At 68.9% G+C, this 17,746-nt stretch carries 14 protein-coding genes; 6 read left to right on the forward strand and 8 right to left on the reverse strand.

Annotated features, from left to right (window positions below; all coding sequences use genetic code 11):
• The first annotated feature begins 22 nt into the window (after positions 1–22).
• The 3 genes from ASD69_RS01820 (at position 23) to mdoH (ending at position 6,083) form a co-directional block, all read left to right on the forward strand.
• Complete coding sequence (locus ASD69_RS01820; RefSeq protein WP_157498900.1) at positions 23–2,188, forward strand: prolyl oligopeptidase family serine peptidase; 2,166 nt, start codon at positions 23–25, stop codon at positions 2,186–2,188.
• Between the two features lie 473 nt (positions 2,189–2,661).
• Positions 2,662–4,182, forward strand: a complete 1,521-nt coding sequence (locus ASD69_RS01825; protein ID WP_056173252.1) for a glucan biosynthesis protein G — start codon at positions 2,662–2,664, stop codon at positions 4,180–4,182.
• On the forward strand, positions 4,179–6,083 hold the full coding sequence (gene mdoH / locus ASD69_RS01830) for a glucans biosynthesis glucosyltransferase MdoH (protein WP_056173254.1): 1,905 nt from the start codon (positions 4,179–4,181) through the stop codon (positions 6,081–6,083). Before ASD69_RS01825 ends, mdoH begins: the two co-directional genes overlap by 4 nt.
• A 48-nt stretch (positions 6,084–6,131) precedes the next feature.
• Here mdoH and ASD69_RS21635 read toward each other — a convergent pair whose 3' ends face one another.
• The 7 genes from ASD69_RS21635 to ASD69_RS01865 form a co-directional block, all read right to left on the reverse strand.
• A complete protein-coding gene (locus ASD69_RS21635) occupies positions 6,132–6,344 on the reverse strand; it encodes a hypothetical protein (RefSeq protein WP_157498902.1) in 213 nt (70 codons plus the stop codon).
• Positions 6,345–6,584: 240 nt separating this feature from the next.
• Positions 6,585–6,959 (reverse strand): hypothetical protein, encoded by a 375-nt coding sequence (locus ASD69_RS01840; RefSeq protein ID WP_056173259.1) that lies wholly within the window; start codon positions 6,957–6,959, stop codon positions 6,585–6,587.
• Positions 6,960–7,055: 96 nt separating this feature from the next.
• Positions 7,056–8,585 (reverse strand): exopolyphosphatase, encoded by a 1,530-nt coding sequence (gene ppx / locus ASD69_RS01845; RefSeq protein ID WP_056173262.1) that lies wholly within the window; start codon positions 8,583–8,585, stop codon positions 7,056–7,058.
• Positions 8,582–10,681 carry a polyphosphate kinase 1 gene (gene ppk1 / locus ASD69_RS01850; protein ID WP_056173265.1) on the reverse strand — a complete coding sequence of 700 codons (2,100 nt, stop codon included), beginning with the start codon at positions 10,679–10,681 and terminating at the stop codon, positions 8,582–8,584. The genes ppx and ppk1 overlap by 4 nt, the downstream gene beginning before the upstream one ends.
• 40 nt (positions 10,682–10,721) lie before the next feature.
• The gene (gene phoR / locus ASD69_RS01855) at positions 10,722–12,071 is read right to left on the reverse strand and encodes a phosphate regulon sensor histidine kinase PhoR (protein ID WP_056176400.1); all 1,350 of its coding nucleotides are present in this window, start codon (positions 12,069–12,071) and stop codon (positions 10,722–10,724) included.
• Positions 12,072–12,082: 11 nt separating this feature from the next.
• Complete coding sequence (gene phoB / locus ASD69_RS01860; protein WP_055909545.1) at positions 12,083–12,790, reverse strand: phosphate regulon transcriptional regulator PhoB; 708 nt, start codon at positions 12,788–12,790, stop codon at positions 12,083–12,085.
• Between the two features lie 194 nt (positions 12,791–12,984).
• A complete protein-coding gene (locus ASD69_RS01865; protein WP_056173268.1) occupies positions 12,985–14,628 on the reverse strand; it encodes a M48 family metalloprotease in 1,644 nt (547 codons plus the stop codon).
• 231 nt (positions 14,629–14,859) lie between these two features.
• On the opposite strand from ASD69_RS01865, the gene grxC reads away from it, so the two are divergent.
• The 3 genes from grxC to ASD69_RS01880 all read left to right on the forward strand — a co-directional run bounded on the left by grxC (position 14,860) and on the right by ASD69_RS01880 (position 16,941).
• A complete protein-coding gene (grxC, locus tag ASD69_RS01870) occupies positions 14,860–15,147 on the forward strand; it encodes a glutaredoxin 3 (protein ID WP_056173270.1) in 288 nt (95 codons plus the stop codon).
• Positions 15,148–15,338: 191 nt separating this feature from the next.
• Positions 15,339–15,674: a carboxymuconolactone decarboxylase family protein gene (locus ASD69_RS01875; protein ID WP_223621702.1), complete on the forward strand. Its 336-nt coding sequence runs from the start codon at positions 15,339–15,341 to the stop codon at positions 15,672–15,674.
• Positions 15,675–15,927: 253 nt separating this feature from the next.
• The gene (locus ASD69_RS01880) at positions 15,928–16,941 is read left to right on the forward strand and encodes an isocitrate dehydrogenase (RefSeq protein WP_056173276.1); all 1,014 of its coding nucleotides are present in this window, start codon (positions 15,928–15,930) and stop codon (positions 16,939–16,941) included.
• Between the two features lie 93 nt (positions 16,942–17,034).
• Here ASD69_RS01880 and ASD69_RS21640 read toward each other — a convergent pair whose 3' ends face one another.
• Complete coding sequence (locus tag ASD69_RS21640) at positions 17,035–17,625, reverse strand: hypothetical protein (protein ID WP_157498904.1); 591 nt, start codon at positions 17,623–17,625, stop codon at positions 17,035–17,037.
• Between the last annotated feature and the right edge of the window lie 121 nt (positions 17,626–17,746).

Below are 17,746 nucleotides of genomic sequence, written 5' to 3' on the forward strand. Positions count from 1 at the left end.
GCGGGCCCCGCAGGAGAGGCCCATGAGCCCCAGTACGATCGCGCCGTCGGCGCGAACGCGCCCGCCTGCGCGTGCGCCTCACCCACCCTGGTGGCGCACCGTGCTGCGCGACGCGCTGATCATGGCGTTGCTGTGCGTGTGCGCACGCGCGCATGCCGACGAAGCCGCGCAGCTGCGCGCGGCGGTCGCCGTCGAGCGCGCACGCAGCCCGGCACCGAGCTACGCGCGCGCGGAGTTCCTGGCCCGCCCGGCGCTGCTGGGCGCCTGGCTGGCGCCGGACGGTCGCAACGTCGCCTACCTGCTCCAGGGCGAGCGCAACCGCGGCGTCTGGCTGCTGCCGACCGCGGGCGGCGCGCCGCGACGGTTGCTCGCGCACACCGAAGCCCAGGCGCTGAGCTGGTCGCGCGACGGGCGCTGGTTGTTCCTGCAGTCCGCGCAGCAGTTGTACGCGTTGGCCACGGCGGGGCAGCGCGGCTCGGGCGCGATCGCCAAACTCGGCGGCCGCTGGGAACGCAGTTTCGAAGCGGTGGACCCGGCCCTGCCGGCCGCCGCGATCGTGTTGGAAAGCCCGCCACGGGTGTCGCGGCTGGCCAAGCGTTGGCGGCTGTACCGCGTCGACACGCAAGGCCGCCAGACCTTGCTGCACGAGTCCGTCCAGGAGATCGTCGACAGCACGTACGACAGCGACGGGCGCCTGCGCTATCTGACCCTGGTCGAAGGCGAGGGCTATGCGCTCTACCGCAAGGAAGGCGCGCGCTTGCGCGTGGCGATGCGTTGCACGCGACTGCAGCGCTGTTCGCCCTTGGCCAGCGACGGCGCAGGCCTGTGGCTGAACACCACGGTCGGTCATGGCTATCTGCGGCTGGCGCGCCTGGGCGGCGACGGTGTCGTGCGCACCGTGCATGCCGATCCGCGCGGCGAAGCCGACCTGGATCAGGTCGTGCTGGATCCGCTCAGCGGACTACCTTTGATCGCCAGCTATCGCAGCACGGTGGCGGCCAACTACGGCCTTACCGCCGAGGCGCAACGCCGGGTCGCGGCGATCGAGCGCCGCTATCCGGGGCGCAACCTGCGCATCGAAGTCGGCAGCGGCGCCGGCGCGCACTGGCTGGTGCACGAGCGCGCGGGCTCGCAGAAGGGCGAACGCCTGCATCTGTACGATCCCGCCGGCGCAAGCTTCCGCGAAATCCTCGCCGACGCCGGGTTCCGTCATGGCCGCCAGACGGTGGCGCGAATCCCGGAGTCCGCCTTGGCGCGCAAGATCGCCTTCGCCTACCGCGCCTCCGACGGCATGCGCCTGCACGGTTTCGTGTCGGTGCCGCCGGGCGTGGACGTCGCGCGCGCGCCCTTGGTGGCCAATGTGCACGGCGGTCCCTTCAATCTGACCCGGCCGGAGTTCAGCGCCCAGACCCAATTGCTGGTCAATCGCGGCTATGTGGTGTTCGAGCCCAATTTCCGCGGTTCCACCGGCTACGGCCTGGACTACATGACCGCCGGCCGCGGCGACTTCGGCAATGGCCGCGTGCAGCGCGACATCGTCGAGGGCGTGCGCTATCTGCTCGCTCAGGGCATCGGCGACGGCGAGCGCGTCGGCATTGTCGGCGCTTCCTTCGGCGGCTACTCGGCCCTGCAGGGCGTGACCTTCCAGCCGGAGCTGTTCAAGGTCGCGGTGGCCGCGGTGCCGCCGGCGGACTTCGGCTGGGTGCTGCGCTGGTACGCGCGCAGCCAGGACCAGTTCGCGCGCGGCATTCCGATGTCGACCACCATGCGCTTGCTGGCGCTGGATCCGGCCGACGCCGCGATCGCCGAACGCCTGCGCGCGCAATCGCCGGTCGCCAACGCGCAACGCCTGCGCCGCCCTGTGCTGCTTTTGGCCGGTGGCGACGACGAGCGCGTGCCGATCCGCAGCGTGCTGCATTACGCTGCTACGCTGCGCGCCCTGGACAAGGACGTGAGCCTGTTCGTGGACGCGCAGGGCGGCCATCAGCTGGTCGATCCGCGCACGCGCGAAGCCTATCTGTTCCTGCTGGAAAGCCTGATGCACCGTCGCCTCGGCGGCGCCGCGCCGCGCGCGCCGGATGCGCAGCTGCGCGCGCACCTGCGCAAGAACCTGCGCCTGGCCGGCTCCGATCTGGCCGAGCTGGGCGCCGCGACCGCCGCGTCAACCGCCGTCGCCAGCGCGCGTTGACGCCAGGTCGCCGATTTTTCGAACCGACGCGAAATCGTCTTGGTTCGTCCCCCAAACCCCAGCGCAAGCCGGGGTTTTTTTATATCTCGCCTTTGGGAAGGGTGGATCAACGGACGAGCGCCACATCCATGTCTCCCCCTTTGAAGAGGGGGGATTAAGAGGGATTCGCTCCGGCTCCGCAGCACAGCCACGCCAGCACCGCCTCAAAACCAACAAGCGCCACGCCCATATCTCCCCCTTTGAAGAGGGGGATTAAGGGGGATTTGCTCTAGGCTCCGCGGCGCGCCCACGCCAGCACGTGTTCAAAACGAACCACCGCCATGCCTGCGTTGCTCTTGCGCGCCGCCGCGCACCCTGTAAACGATTACTTGCAATCGAAGGCACATTTCGAGGCTGAAACCCGCCACAAATCGCGGTGGCCTTAACAACTCACTCCCTACAATCGCGTCCAGACGCTATTGGAAGGAGCGCGCATGCGCCGAAGAGAAGTGATCCTGGCCGGATTGTCGTGGCCCGTGCTGGGCCTGTGGGGCGCGAACGCGCTGGCGGCCGAACCCGCCGCGACGCCCGCCGCCGCATTCGGCGAGGACACCGTGCCGGCGCTCGCGCGCGCCCTGGCCGCGCAGCCGTTCAAACCGCAGTCCAAGCAGCTGCCGGCCTCGCTGGAGAAGATCGGTTACGACCAGTACCGCGGCATCCGCTACAACCCCGATCAGGCGCTATGGCGCGGTCTGGGGCTGCCGTTCCAAGCCCAGTTCTTCCATCGCGGCTTTTTCTTCCGCGACCGCGTCGACGTGTACGAGGTCGAGAACGGCCGCGCCCAGCCGGTGATCTATAAGCCCTCGCAGTTCCGCTTCGAGGGCGTGAGCGCGCCCAGCGAGAACGATCTGGGCTACGCCGGTTTCCGCCTGCACGCGCCGCTCAACCGGCCCGAGTATTTCGACGAAGTCTGCGCCTTCCTCGGCGCCAGCTACTTCCGCGCGGTCGCCAAGGGCCAGGCCTACGGCTTGTCCGCGCGCGGCCTGGCGATCAAGACCGCCGATCCGGCCGGTGAGGAATTTCCGGTATTCCGCGCGTTCTGGCTGGAGCGGCCGGCGCGCGAGGCGCGTCGCGCGGTGGTGCACGCGCTGATGGACAGCCCCAGCGCCGCGGCCGCATTCCGCTTCGAGATCGTGCCCGGTGTCGAGACCGTGTTCGACGTGAGCATGCGCCTGTACCCGCGCGTGAGCCTGGACCGCGCCGGCATCGCGCCGCTGACCAGCATGTACCAGTTCGACGCCAACGACCGCAACGGCATCGACGACTACCGCCCCGCCGTGCACGACTCCGACGGCCTGGCCTTGATCAACGGCCGCGGCGAACAGATCTGGCGCCCGCTGCACAATCCCGCGGTACTGCAGGAAAGCGCGTTCGAGGACCGTGCGCCGCGCGGCTTCGGCCTGATGCAACGCAAGCGCGAGTTCGCCGACTACGCCGACAGCGAAGCCCACTACGAGCGCCGGCCCAGCCTGTGGGTGGAGCCGGTCGGCGATTGGGGCGAGGGCAGCGTGCGCCTGATCGAGATTCCGACCGCGGACGAATTCCACGACAACATCGTCGCCTACTGGCGCCCGACGCAGGCCCTGGCGCCCGGGCGCGAGCACCGTTTCGATTACCGCCTGCATTGGTGCGACCGCCACGAATGGCTGCCGCAGCTGGCAACGGTTACCGGCACGCGCATCGGCGCGGGCGGCAAAGGCGCGCGCCGGATCGTGATCGATCTGGCCGGCGGCGCGCTGGCGCGATTGCCGGCCGGCAGCGAACCGCGCGCGGTGGTGTCCGCGTCCAAGGGCCGGGTCGCCAACGTGGTCGCGCACGCGATGCCGGCGCCCGGCAGCTGGCGCGTGGCCTTCGAGCTCGAACCGGGCCAGGAGCGCAGCGTCGAGCTGCGCATGCGCCTGGAAGACGCGCGCGGCGCCTTGTCCGAAATCTGGCTTTACCGTTGGACCGCATGAGCACGACGGGCATGCACGCGAGCGTCGCCGACGTCGCCCCCATCCTGCCGCCGGAAACGCCGCTGGAGATGCCGATCCAGTCGCTGGGCGAGGGCGCGCTGGCCAATCCGCGCCTGCCGACCGAACCGCGCGGCATGGCCTGGCGGCGCGCCTACATCGTCGGCGGCTCGGCGCTGCTGACCCTGATCGCGGCCTACCAGATCTGGTGGGTGCTGCGCGGCAACGGCATCAACGTGCTCGAGGCGCTGCTGCTGGTGCTGTTCGTGGCCTTGTTCGCCTGGATCGCGCTGGCCTTCTTCAGCGCCCTGGCCGGCTTCGTCCAGATCGTCTCGCGCCGGCGCGCGCGCCTGGGCCTGGGCGACGGTGGCGCCTTGCCCGAACCGGGCGTGCGCACCGCGCTGCTGATGCCGACCTACAACGAGGATCCGCAGCGGCTGATGGCCGGCCTGCAGGCGATCTACGAATCGGTGGCGGCGACCGGCCATCTGGACCGCTTCGATTTCTTCGTGCTCAGCGACACCACCCGCGAGCCGATCGCACAGGCCGAGCGCGAGGCCTTCGCGGCCCTGCGCGAACGCACCGGCGGGCACGCGCGCCTGTACTACCGGCGTCGCGACGACAACGCCGAGCGCAAGGCCGGCAACATCGCCGAATGGGTGCGCCGCTACGGCGGCGCCTATCCGCAGATGCTGATCCTGGACGCCGACAGCCTGATGACGGGCGAGGTGATCGTGCGTCTGGCGGTGGCGATGCAGGGCCATCCCGACGTCGCCCTGATCCAGACCCTGCCGATGATCGTCAACGGCAACACCCTGTTCGCGCGCATGCAGCAGTTCGCCGGACGCGTGTACGGGCCGGTGATCGCGCACGGCGTGGCCTGGTGGCACGGCGCCGAGAGCAACTACTGGGGCCACAACGCGATCATCCGCACCGCCGCTTTCGCCGCCCACGCCGGCCTGCCCGAACTGCGCGGCTATCGGCCGTTCGGCGGCACCGTGCTCAGTCACGATTTCGTCGAGGCCGCGTTGCTGCGGCGCGGCGGCTGGGCCCTGCACATGGTGCCGGGACTGGCCGGCAGCTACGAGGAGGGCCCGCCCTCGCTGACCGACATGCTGGTGCGCGACCGCCGCTGGTGCCAGGGCAACCTGCAGCACTCGGCGGTGCTGCCGGCCAAGGGCCTGCACTGGGTGAGTCGCTGGCACCTGCTGATCGGCATCGGCCATTACTTCACCGCGCCTATGTGGGCGATGCTGATGCTGATCGGCCTGGCGATTCCGCTGGAGCGCGCCGGTTTCGTCTGGGGCACGCTTTCGCTGCCGGGCTTCTCGCCCACCCGCTACTGGCGCGAGCAGGATCCCGAGCGCTTCACCTGGGTGTTCGTGGCGACCATGGCGGTGCTGCTGGCGCCCAAGCTCATGGGCTATCTGGCCTCGATGACCGACGGCGCGACCCGGCGCGGTTGCGGCGGCGCGCTGCGCGCCCTGCTGAGCATGCTGCTGGAAACCCTGCTGGCCGCGCTGATGGCGCCGGTGACCATGTACGTGCAATCGCGCGGCATCGCCGAGGTGCTGGCGGGCAAGGATTCGGGCTGGGAATCGCAGCGCCGCGACGACGGCACCTTGCCGCTGTCGGGGCTGGTGCGCAGTTACGGCGGCTCGACCCTGCTGGGCGTGCTGGCGCTGGGCATGTCCTATGCGGTGTCGCCGTCGCTGGCGGCGTGGATGTCGCCGGTCATCGCCGGCTTGCTGTTGGCGATCCCGATCGTGGCCCTGACCTCGGCGCGCGCGCCGGGGCGCTGGTTGCGCCGCGTCGGCATCTTCCGCACGCCCGAGGAGATCGCGCCGCCGCAGGTGCTCAAGCGCGCCGCGGAATTGCGCAAGGCGATAGCGCCGCAGGCCTGAGTCGCGGACGGCGCGCCGCTGCGGCGGCGCGCGGCCGCGCCGCGGGACTCAGGACTTGCAGTCGGTGCTGTCCCCTACCGCCATCGTCGAGCGTTCGTAGCCGGCCTTGCGGATCGTCGCGTACGCCTGCGATACCTGCTCGAACTGAGCGCCGTGCGCGCACAGGATCACCTGGGTGGTCGCGGCGGGCCCCAGCGTTTTCATCGCGGTCGCCAAGTCGATCGTTGCATCCGTGCCGCGAAAGCGGCCGTCGGCCAGCATGTGCAAGGTCTGTGTTTTCAGCGCAGGCCGTGGCGCGCTAGCGGTCGGAAGCTTCACTTCGACCTGGCCGTCGCCGCAGCCGGTCAGCGCGACGGCGCAGCCCAGCAGCGCGAGGGCGAAAACGCGAGAGTATCGATTGGACACCCGGATCCCCGATTCGTTGAGCTCGTCGCGATCCTGTCATCCGGACTTGGGCCCGCGCAAGCGCGCGGTCGGGCCGGTCTGCGCGCTGTGGCGCCGTTAGCCGCAATCCGCGCCGCCGCCCTTGAGGGTGATGCGTTCGTAGCCGCCGGCTTTGAGCGTGCGCAGGGCGAAGGTGATGTAGCGGTAGTCGATGTCGGCCTTGCAGCCTTGCAGGATCACTTCGGTGGTCGCGGCCGGGCCCAGAGCGCGGATCGCCAGCGGCAGTTCGACCGGGCCCTGCGGGCTGTACACGCGGCCGTCGTCGAGCAGGAGCAGGGTGCGGCTGGCGGTCGCCCCGTCCGCAGCCGGTGCGGTGGTCTTGGACGGATCGGCGTCGCCGACTTTCTGTTGAGCGTCGCAGGCGCCCAGCGCGGAAGCGACGAACATCAGCGTGCCCCAGGCCAGGGCGGAACGAAGGCGGGAAGGCTGCATGGGCGGATCCGGGGGGCGCTGACGGTCGGCATCATCGGCGAGCGCCGCCGCGCACGCAATCGCGCGCGCGTGATCGCGTTCGCAATACCGATAGCCTCAGGCCGCCAGCAGCTTCAGCGCGATGCCCAGCCCGGCCGCGTCCTGCGGCTCGCCCTCGAGGTCGGCGCGCACCAGCGGGCGCGAATCCAGCCAGCGCTTGGACACGGTCAGGGTCAGGGTGTTGCCCTCGGCGTGGGCGTCCAGCTGCGGGATCGGATCGCCCTCGTGGGCGCGGTGCAGCAGCACCGCCAGACGCAGCAGGGCGGCGCTGCGGCGTGCCGGAGCCAACAGGCGATCGGGCAGGGCGTCGAAGGCGCTCTTGGGGATGCCGCGGCGATGCGTGCGCATCAGCGCGGCCAGGAACTGCTGCTGCTGGCGCGAGAAGCCGGAGATGTCGGAGTGCTCGACCACGTAGGCGCCGTGCACGTGGTACTGGCTGTGCGCCAGCGCCAGGCCCAGTTCGTGCAGGCGGGCGGCGCGTTGCAGCATCAGGCGGTCGTCGGGATCCAGCGCCCAGGCGCCCGCGACCTGATCGAACAGGCGCAGCATGGTCGCCTCCACGCGCGCGGCCTGGCCCTCGTCGATGCCGTAGCGCTGCATCAGCGCGGCCACCGAGGCGTCGCGCGGATCGTCGGCGCCGCCGCGGCCGAGCATGTCGTAGAGCACGCCTTCGCGCATCGCCGCCTTGCTCACCGCCATCCGGCTCAGGCCCAGGGCGTTGAACGCGGCTTCCAGCACCAGGATGCCGCCGGCGATCACCGGGCGGCGGTCGGCGGACAGGCCGGGCAGGTCGATCAGCTCGATGCGTTCGGCCTGCAGCAGACGGTCGCGCACCTGCGGCAGGGCCTCGGCGGTGACCGCGCCCTTGGTCAGCTTCATTGCCGCGCAGATCTCGCCGATCGCCTTGTTGGTGCCCGACGAGCCCAGCGCTTCCTGCCAGCCCAGCGCGCGGTAGGTGCCGGCGAACTGCTGGAACTCGGCGGTGACTTCGGTCAGCGCGTCGCGCCACTTCTTCTTCGACAGCTTGCCGTTCTCGAAGAAGCGGCGGGTGGTGGCGATGCAGCCCAGCTGCAGGCTTTCGCGTTCGATCGCCTCGAAGCCGGTGCCGATGATGCACTCGGTGGAGCCGCCGCCGATGTCGATCACCAGGCGCAGCTCGCCGGGCTTGGACGGCTGGGCGTGGGCGACGCCGAGGTAGATCAGGCGCGCCTCTTCGCGGCCGGCCACCACTTCGATGGCGTGGCCCAGCGCGGTTTCGGCCGGCATCAGGAAGCTTTGCGGCGCGGCCAGGCGGCGCACGGTGTTGGTGGCGATAGCGCGCACCCGTTGCGGCGGCACGTCGCGGATGCGCTGGCCGAAGCGCGACAGGCATTCCAGCGCGCGCTGGCGCACTTCCGGGGCCAGGCCGCCCTTGCGGTCCAGGCCCTCGGCCATGCGCACGGTCTCGCGCAGCCGATCGACGATGCGCAGCTGGCCCAGCACGTAACGCGCGACCACCATGTGGAAACTGTTCGACCCCAGGTCGACGGCGGCGAGCAGGTCGCCGTCCTGGAGCGGCAGGGCGGTGGTCGGGTAGGCGTCGTTCATCCGCAGATTTTCGCCAATAAAGTGGCTTGTGCGGAATGGGGCATGGCGTCGCCTTGCGGCACGACCCGCTCGTACTCGCCGTCGGCGCGCAGTTCCCAGGCGCTGAGGTTGTCGGCCAGGTAGTTGCTCAGGGCTTCGTCGTAGACGCGCTCGGCCAGGGCCGGGTCGAGGATGGGGAAGCCGGTCTCGACGCGGCGCAGCAGGTTGCGTTCCAGCCAGTCGGCGCTGGAGCAGAACAGGTCGGGTTCGCCGTCGTTGCCGAACCAGTAGACGCGGTGGTGTTCGAGGAAGCGCCCGACGATGGAGCGCACCCGGATATTGTCGGACACCCCGGGCACGCCCGGGCGCAGGGTGCAGGCGCCGCGCACGATCAGATCGATCTGCACGCCGGCCTGCGAGGCCTGGTAGAGCGCGCGGATCACCTGCGGCTCGTTGAGGGCGTTCATCTTGGCGACGATGCGGGCGGGGCGGCCGGCGCGCGCGTGCTTGGTCTCGCGGTCGATGCGCTTGAGCACACCCGCGTGCAGGGTGAACGGCGATTGCAGCAGGCGCTTGAGCTTCAGCGACGGCGCCAGGCCGGACAGCTGCTGGAAGATCAGGTGGACGTCGTTGCCGATGTCCGGGTCGGCGGTGATCAGGCCGAAGTCGGTGTAGGCGCGCGCGGTGCCGCTGTGATAGTTGCCGGTGCCCAGGTGCACGTAGCGGCGCAGCTTGCGGCCCTCGCGGCGCACGATCAGCAGCATCTTGGCGTGGGTCTTGTAGCCGACCACGCCGTACACCACCTGCACGCCGGCTTCCTGCAGACGATCGGCCAGGCCCAGATTGGCCTCTTCGTCGAAGCGCGCGCGCAGCTCGACCACCACGGTGACGTCCTTGCCGTTGCGCGCGGCCTGGACCAGCTGCTCGACGATGGGCGAGTCCTTGCCGGCGCGGTACAGGGTCTGCTTGATCGCCAGCACGTTCGGGTCTTCGGCGGCCTGGCGGATCAGCTCCAGCACGGGCGTGAACGCGTCGAAGGGATGGTGCAGCAGCACGTCGCCGTTGCCGACCTTCTCGAACATGCTCTCCACGCCGGGCAACTGGCGCTGCTGGTAGGGCGGGAACTTGAGTTCGGGGCGCTGGACCAGATCGTAGACCTGGATCACGCGGTTGAGGTTGACCGGGCCGTTGATGCGGTACACCGCGTTCTCGGGCAGATCGAAATTCTCCAGCAGGCTGCGCACGATCGGCTTCGGGCACTGCTCGGCGATCTCCAGGCGCACCGCGCGCAGGTAGCCGCGGCCGACCAGCTCGTCGCGCAGGGCCAGGGCGATGTTGTCGACCTCTTCCTCGTCCACCAGCAACTCGGAGTTGCGGGTCACGCGGAACTGGTAGGCGCCCTTGACGTCCATGCCCGGGAACAGCTCGTCGACGAAGGTCGACAGCACCGAGGACAGGAACACGAAGTCGTGCTTGCCGCCGGAGACGTTCTCCGGCATCTGGATGATGCGCGGCAGGGAGCGCGGCGCGCGCACGATGGCGAGGTTGCCGGCGCGCCCGAACGCGTCCTTGCCTTCCAGCACCACCACGATGTTGAGCGACTTGTTGAGGATTTTCGGGAACGGATGCGCCGGGTCCAGGCCCAGCGGCGACAGCACCGGCATGACTTCCTCGCGGAAGTAGTTGCGCAGCCAGCGGGTCTGGGCGGCGTTCCAGGAGTCGCGGCCGAGCACGCGCACGCCGGCGTCGCGCAGGGCCGGGCGCACCACCTCGTTCCAGCACTCGTACTGGGCCTTGACCAACTCGGCGGCGCGGTCGTGGATGCGCGACAGCACGGTCGCCGGCGGCAGGCCGTCGGCGCCGGGGATCAGGCCCAGGTCCTGGGCGTGGCGCAGGGTGCCGGCGCGGATCTCGAAGAACTCGTCGAGGTTGGTGCAGGAGATGCACAAGTACTTCAGGCGCTCCAGCAGCGGCACCTGCGGATCCTGCGCCTGCGCCAGCACGCGGAAGTTGAAGTCCAGCTGCGACAGCTCGCGATTGAAGTACAGGCTGTGATCGCGCAGCGGATCGCCGTCGTGATTGGCGTCGGGCGGCGCGGTGGTGAGGGCGGCGTTCATGGCGGACTCGAGGTTCACGGGTGGGGCGCGCTGGGAAAGATCAGGGCAGGGCGTCGGGCAGGGTATCGAGATAGGCGAGGTCGCGGCTGCGCACGCGGTCGACGCCGAAGTGGCAGGCGAAGTTGCTGCCGCGGCCGACGTCGCTGGCGATCTCCAGGCGCGCCTGGTGCAGGTTGAGCACGTGCTTGACGATGGACAGGCCCAGGCCGGTGCCGCCGCTTTCGCGCGAGCGGCTGGTGGACACGCGGTAGAAGCGTTCGGTGATGCGCGGCAGGTGCGCGGCCGGGATGCCGTAGCCGCTGTCGATCACTTCCAGCACCACCCCGCGTCCCATGCCCTGGTCCTCGGGGCGGAAGCGGATGCGGATCGAACCGCCGGCCGGGGTGTAGCGGATCGCGTTGCTGACCAGGTTGGAGAAGGCGCTGTGCAGTTCCTTGTTGGAGCCCCACAGATCGACCCCGGCCAGGTCCTCCATCGCGATCTCGTGGCGGCCCTGGCTCAGCGCCATCGCCTCGCGCTTGAGCGTGGACAGCATCGACGACATCGACACGGTCTCTTCGGCCGGCAGGCTGTCCTGCGACTCCAGCCGCGACAGCATCAGCAGGTCCTCGACCAACTGGGTCATGCGCTGCGACTGGCGCTGCATCTCGGCCAGCATCGGCGCCCAGTCCGGGTGTTCGCTGGGGTCCAGCATGTCCAGGTAGCCGTGCACCACGGTCAGCGGCGTACGCAGTTCGTGGGAGACGTTGGCGACGAAATCGCGGCGCATCTGCTCCAGCTGCAGCAGGCGGCTGACATCGCGCGCCACCAGCAGCCACAGGTTTTCCGAATAGGGGATCAGGCGCAGGCTCAGGGTCGCGGCCGGATTCCATGGCGAGGCTGCCTCCAGCGGTTCGGCGTTACGGCCCGCGGCCAGCCAATGCGCCAGCTGCAGCGGCTGCAGCTTCTGCGACAGCGAGCCGCCGATATCGCGCGGGTAGCGCAGGCCGAGCAGGCCGTTGGCGGCTTCGTTGAACCACTGGATGCGCTGGCTGTTGCGCTCCACCACCACGATCGCGTCGGGCAGCGCGGCGGCGGCGGCGCGGTAGGCGCGCAGCATTTCGATAAGGCGCCGCTTGCGCCCGCGCATCTCGGCCTGGCTGCGGTGCAGCAGGCGGTCGAGTTCGTTCCAGATGCCTTCGCCCAGCGGCGGGGTCAGGCGCTGGCGCGCGGTCAGCCGGATCAGCACGCTGCGCAGGCGCCAGTAATGCCAGGCGACCACGCCCAGCGCGGCCAGGGTCACGACCGGCCAGGGCTGGCCGATCAGCAGCCCGACCACGGCCGCGGCGACCAGGATCAGCAGCAGCTGTCCCAGGGTGCGGAACCAAGCGGATCGGGCGCGGGGTGGCATACCCGCCAAGCTTACGCGGCGAGTGAGGCAGAAAAACGATAACCGGCGCCGCGTACCGTCTGGACCATGCCGTCCAGGCGGTGCGGTTCCAGGGTTTTGCGCAGGCGGCGGATATGCACGTCGACCGTGCGCTCTTCCACGTAGACGCTGCCGCCCCAGACGTGGTCGAGCAGCTGGGTGCGCGAATACACGCGCTCCGGATGGGTCATGAAGAAGTGCAGCAGGCGGTACTCGGTGGGGCCGATCTGCACCGCCTGGTCGCCGCCGTCGCCCTGGGCGAACACGCGGTGGGCGGCGCCGTCGATGCGCAGCGGGCCGATGCCGACGCTGCCGTCCTCGTCGTCCTCGCGCGAGCGCCGCAGCACGGCGCGGATGCGCGCCAGCAGTTCGCGCGCCGAGAACGGCTTGACCACGTAGTCGTCGACGCCGGCTTCGAGGCCGCCGACGCGGTCGTTTTCTTCGCCGCGCGCGGTCAGCATGATGATCGGGATCTCGCGGGTCAGCGATTCCTTGCGCCAGCGCCGGGCCAGCTCCAGGCCGCTGGTGCCGGGCAGCATCCAGTCCAGCAGGATCAGGTCGGGGACGCGGTCGGCGATCGCCGCCTGGGCCTCGCGCGCGTCGCCGGCATGGATGGGGTCGTACTCGCCCTTGCGCAGGGCGAAGGACACCATGTCGCGGATGGCGGGTTCGTCTTCGACTATGAGAATGCGCTTCTGCACGCGGTCACCGGGGGAGTGGAGGCGGGGCTTGGAACAGCCGCTGCAAGCAGGGCTGCCTGAGACCGCGCCAGTACACTACCGTTTTGTGACGTCCGCGTGACACTGTCTTAAAGGCCGGGATTCGAGATTCGGGATTTGGGATTTGGTGGGCAAATCGTCACGGCCGGCGGTTGCGAATCCCGAATCCAGGCGCGTCAGCGCCTGCGTAGGTCCTCGTCCTTCACGCCTTGGCGCCGCAGCTCCAGCACGGTCGGGGTGATCGCGGCGATGCGCGCCTCGATGCGGGCGCGGGCGTAGTAATCCAGCTCGGGGCGCTTCTTGAGCGTGTTCAGCTGGACCAGGGCCTGCTCCGGGCGTCCGCCCAGGTAGGCGGCTTCCGCGTAGGCTTCGCCGGCACGGACCGGGTCGCCCGCGATCTCACAGGCGCGTGCGAACGCCTGCTGGAACAGGGCGTCCTCACTGGCGCTGCCCAGCAGCGGGCGCAGCACGGCCTGGGCGCGCTTGCCGGATTCCAGGGTGTTGCGCTCCGACAGGGTGCGCGCATAGGTCAGGGCCACGGCGCGGTTGTTGGGCATCTGCCGCAGCAGGGATTCGAAGCGGGCGTCGGCGGAGGCGACCTTGCCGCTCTGCGCCTCGGCCTCGCTCAGGGCCAGGCTCAGCCACAGGTGGCCGGGGTACTTGTCCAACAGCTCGGCGAACACCGGCGCCGCGGCGCCGGCCTGGTTGGCGCGCATGCGCGCCACCGCCAGCCCGTAGCGCTGGGCCTCGTCGAGCTTGGCGCCCTTGCCCAGACGTTCGTACTCGGCGATGGCGTCGCGCGCCGACTCGGCGCTGAGCACGCGCATGCGCTCGCGCGCGAATTCGAACAGGCCGGTGTCGCCGCCCGACAGCGCATAGCCTTGCAGGCGCAACGCACTGGGCAGCAGCGGGTTGTCCAAGCCGCGCGCGTCGCCGGGCAGGCTGTAGCCGTTCTTGGGGATGCGCTCGCTGCGGGTCGCGTTCGGGGTCGAAGTGGTCGCGATCACCGTGCTTTGCGCGATCTGCTCGGCGCGCGCCTTGGCCTCGCTGATGCGAGTGGTGGTGACCGGGTGGGTCAGCAGGTAGTCGGGGGTGGGACCGAAGTAGCCGGCTTTGTTGCTGCGCGACTTGGCCTGCATCTTGGCGAAGAAATCGGCCATCGCGGTCGGGTCGTACTGGCTGCGCGACAGGGTCTGGATGCCCAGGCGGTCGGCCTCGGACTCGTTGGAACGGGTGTAGTCGATCTGGCGCTGCTGCATCAGGCCCATCGCCGACACCATCGCCGCCTGGGCGGCGTCGTCGGCGGAGTTTCCGCCGGCGGCCTGGGCGGCGACGATCGCGCCCAGCATGGCCAGCAGGATCGGCAATTGGTCGCGCTGGGCGCGTTCGACCCCGCGCAGCACGTGCTGCTGGGTGACGTGGGCGATTTCGTGCGAGAGCACGGCGGCCACCTCGTCCTCGCGCTCGGCCGCCAGCACCAGGCCGACGTTGACGCCGATGTAGCCGCCCAGGGTGGCGAAGGCGTTGATCTGGCGCTGGCGCATCACGAAGAAGGTGAAGGGCTGGCGCGGGCGGTCGCTGCTGGCGGCCAGGCGGGTGCCCAGGGTGTCCAGCCAGCTGTTGATCAGCGGGTCTTCCAGCAGATAGTCGTAGTGGCGCAGCTGGGCCAGCATCATCGCGCCGTATTCGCGCTCCTGGGCCGGGGTCAGCAGTTCGCCCGCGGACGAGCCGATGTCGGGCAGGCTCGATTCCTGGGCCGGCGCGCAGAGGCTGGCGACGGCGATGGTGATGGCGGCGGAAAGCAGGGCGATGCGGCGCAAGCGGGTGTTCCTCGGTCGCGGGGTGGTCGCGGGCGGCAAGTGCACGTTCGCACGGCAGAATGCGGCCCGCCACGTCCGGCGGTGTGAATCATCCATTAATTCGCTACCGTCCGAGGGCGCATGGAGGGGGGCGGTGGACGACAGCGTTCCGCAGGCGCGCTTTAATGGCGCACCCTGCGGGCCCATAGTCAGACCGCAACCCCCCCGCCGAGTTTCATCAGGAGAACCGTCTTGAGCGTCACCGATACTGCGCCGTCCGAAGCGCCCGAGAAGATCGTGATCTACACCACCGCGATCTGCCCCTATTGCGTGGCCGCGAAGAACTTCCTGAAGAGCAAGGGCGAGTCGTGGACCGAGGTCCGGATCGACCTGGACCCGGCCCAGCGCGAGAAGATGATGAGCCTGACCCGGCGCACCAGCGTGCCGCAGATCTTTATCCGCGGCACCCACGTGGGCGGCTACGACGACATGATCGCCCTGCATCGCGCGGGCGGGCTGGAGCCGCTGCTGGCGGGGTGAGTGGGCGCGATCGGGCGGCGCTGCCGCCTACGCCCGCGAACACCCGCCCAGGGATGGACGGGCCGGACCATCCGCAAGCCGGACCATAACGCCATGAACGGCAAGCGCGCCCCATCATCGAAGGAGTTTCCGTGAGCAACGACAGTACCGAAAGCGACCGCGTCGCCGAGTTCACCGCGTTCCGCAAGCGCATGAACGAACGCATCCTGGCCGAGCCCAACCAGGTCGTGCGGCGCTTCTTCGCCCTCGACACCCAGACCTATCAGCCCGGCGCGCTGGACCTGAAGACCAAGGAACTGCTGGGCCTGGTCGCCTCGATGGTGCTGCGCTGCGACGACTGCATCAGCTACCACGTCGCCCAGTGCAAGGACGCCGGGGTCAACCGCGACGAAATGTTCGAGGCCTTCTCGGTCGGCCTGGTGGTGGGCGGCTCGATCGTGATCCCGCACCTGCGCCGCGCGGTCGATTTCCTCGACCGGCTGGAGCAGGGCGAGGCCGCGGCGCCGGCGGGGCACGATCACGGCTGAGGCCCGTCCATTACCTGACCTGTGGGAGCGGCGTAAGCCGCGATTGGGCCTCCAGCTTGCGTCGCAACCGGCGGCCTATCGCGGCTTACGCCGCTCCCACAGGGGCGGTGCGCGCCGGATCGGGCCGTCCGCCACCCCGACCATCGTCCAATACGCCGCCGAATGCAGGGACGGGCCGCTTCCGGCATAATTACGGGGCTCAACCTTGCGCCGCGCCGCTTGCGCCGCGCCCTATCGCTGGAAGAACTCCCTCATGACGCAAACCATTACGGTCATCCGTGGCGACGGCATCGGCCCGGAGATCATGGACGCCACCCTGCACGTGCTCGACGCCATGAACGTCGGCCTGTCCTACGAATTCGCCGATGCCGGCCTGGTCGCCCTGGAGAAGCACGGCGAGTTGCTGCCGGCCTCGACCATGGACTCGATCCGCAAGAATCGCATCGCCCTGAAGAGCCCGCTGACCACGCCGGTCGGCGAGGGCTTCAGCTCGATCAACGTCGAACTGCGCAAGCGCTTCGACCTGTACGCCAACGTGCGTCCGGCCAAGTCGTTCCCGAACACCAAGTCGCGCTTCCCCTCGGGCGTGGACCTGATCACCGTGCGCGAGAACACCGAAGGCGCCTACATCGGCGAAGGCCAGTCGCTGACCGCGGACGGCGAAACCGCCACCCTGGTGCAGAAGATCACCCGCCGCGGCTCCGAGCGCATCGTGCGCTACGCCTTCGACCTGGCCCGCAAGACCGGCCGCAAGAAGGTCACCGTGGTGCACAAGGCCAACATCCTGAAGTCGACCTCGGGCCTGTTCCTGAAGACCGCGCGCGAAGTGGCGCAGCAGTACCCGGACATCCAGTGCAACGAGATGATCGTGGACAACACCTGCATGCAGCTGGTGATGCGTCCGGAGCAGTTCGACATCATCGTCACCACCAACCTGTTCGGCGACATCATCTCCGACCTCTGCGCCGGCCTGGTCGGCGGCCTGGGCCTGGCCCCGGGCGCCAACATCGGCACCGACGCGGCGATCTTCGAAGCCGTGCACGGCACCGCCCCGGACATCGCCGGCCAGGGCAAGGCCAACCCCTGCGCCCTGCTGCTGGGCGCGGCGCAGCTGCTCGACCACATCGGCCAGCCCGAGAAGGCGACCAAGCTGCGCGAGGCCATCATCGCCACGCTGGAAGCCAAGGACTCGCTGACCCCGGACCTGGGCGGCGAGGGCAACACCATGTCCTTCGCCAAGGCGATCGCCAGCCGCGCCATCGCCTGATCCAGGCCGACGCGGTACCGCCACGGGGCGCCTTCGGGCGCCTCGTTGCGTTTGCGGCCAAGTATTTCAGGGTGCTAGCAGAAGCTCTGCGTTCTAAACAATTCGTTGTCCCGCAAGATCTAGGGTGTCTAGAAGGAACATTATCCTATTAACTTTTACAGACAATCCACTTTTGTTTTCGTATGCATACCTCCACTCGACGAACGCGTCATTTATCTCCGTGAGAAATAGCTCTATGTCCGGTTGCGCCCCCTCTAAGTCATGGCGTGACTCCACGGCTAGGTATGCTATTGCGATTTCTTCAATTGCCGCCTGTGGGAGGCCTCTGTACAGATCAGCCAGTTTGTGTCCGCGGAGGCTTGTCCCATGTTCGCGAGCAAGGGCCTTTATGTAAAGTTCGAGTGCGAATGCCGCATTCGTAACAAAGGGGGCTAGATATGCTGCAGATTGGGTGCGAAGAAGGCCGATCGTATCGTAGATGTGGTGAGTTACCTTCGAGAATGATCGGGCTTGCTTTCTAATGCTAAGGGCTGCGCTGTCCTTCTTTGTTCCTAATCCAAGATTATTGAAAAGCTCGTCAGCAAGTTTTGCATCTTCAAGCGGGTCGCCAGTACTTGTGATTTCCCCAATAACGTCGCCGTTCGCCGTATGCACTTTAAGAATTTTTCCCTTGTAAGCGCTCAAATTGGCTCCTCCAGCTGATGGATTGATCGTAGATGGGCTGAGCGTGCGGGGCGGGAGGCAATTTTGCTCCTGTTCAGGTACTAACTAAGCCCATCTTGGCACGCGAGCATTGGCACTCGAC

It is taken from the genome of Lysobacter sp. Root604 (genome assembly GCF_001427505.1).
Classification (GTDB): Bacteria; Pseudomonadota; Gammaproteobacteria; order Xanthomonadales; family Xanthomonadaceae; genus Lysobacter.

Excerpts from the sequence above, each read along its gene's own strand:
- ASD69_RS01820 (WP_157498900.1), top strand. The coding sequence starts at position 23 with ATGAGCCCCAGTACGATCGCGCCGTCGGCGCGAACGCGCCCGCCTGCG.
- ASD69_RS01825 (WP_056173252.1), top strand. The coding sequence starts at position 2,662 with ATGCGCCGAAGAGAAGTGATCCTGGCCGGATTGTCGTGGCCCGTGCTG.
- mdoH (WP_056173254.1), top strand. The coding sequence starts at position 4,179 with ATGAGCACGACGGGCATGCACGCGAGCGTCGCCGACGTCGCCCCCATC.
- ASD69_RS21635 (WP_157498902.1), bottom strand. The coding sequence starts at position 6,344 with ATGCTGGCCGACGGCCGCTTTCGCGGCACGGATGCAACGATCGACTTG.
- ASD69_RS01840 (WP_056173259.1), bottom strand. The coding sequence starts at position 6,959 with ATGCAGCCTTCCCGCCTTCGTTCCGCCCTGGCCTGGGGCACGCTGATG.
- ppx (WP_056173262.1), bottom strand. The coding sequence starts at position 8,585 with ATGAACGACGCCTACCCGACCACCGCCCTGCCGCTCCAGGACGGCGAC.
- ppk1 (WP_056173265.1), bottom strand. The coding sequence starts at position 10,681 with ATGAACGCCGCCCTCACCACCGCGCCGCCCGACGCCAATCACGACGGC.
- phoR (WP_056176400.1), bottom strand. The coding sequence starts at position 12,071 with ATGCCACCCCGCGCCCGATCCGCTTGGTTCCGCACCCTGGGACAGCTG.
- ASD69_RS01875 (WP_223621702.1), top strand. The coding sequence starts at position 15,339 with ATGAACGAACGCATCCTGGCCGAGCCCAACCAGGTCGTGCGGCGCTTC.
- ASD69_RS01880 (WP_056173276.1), top strand. The coding sequence starts at position 15,928 with ATGACGCAAACCATTACGGTCATCCGTGGCGACGGCATCGGCCCGGAG.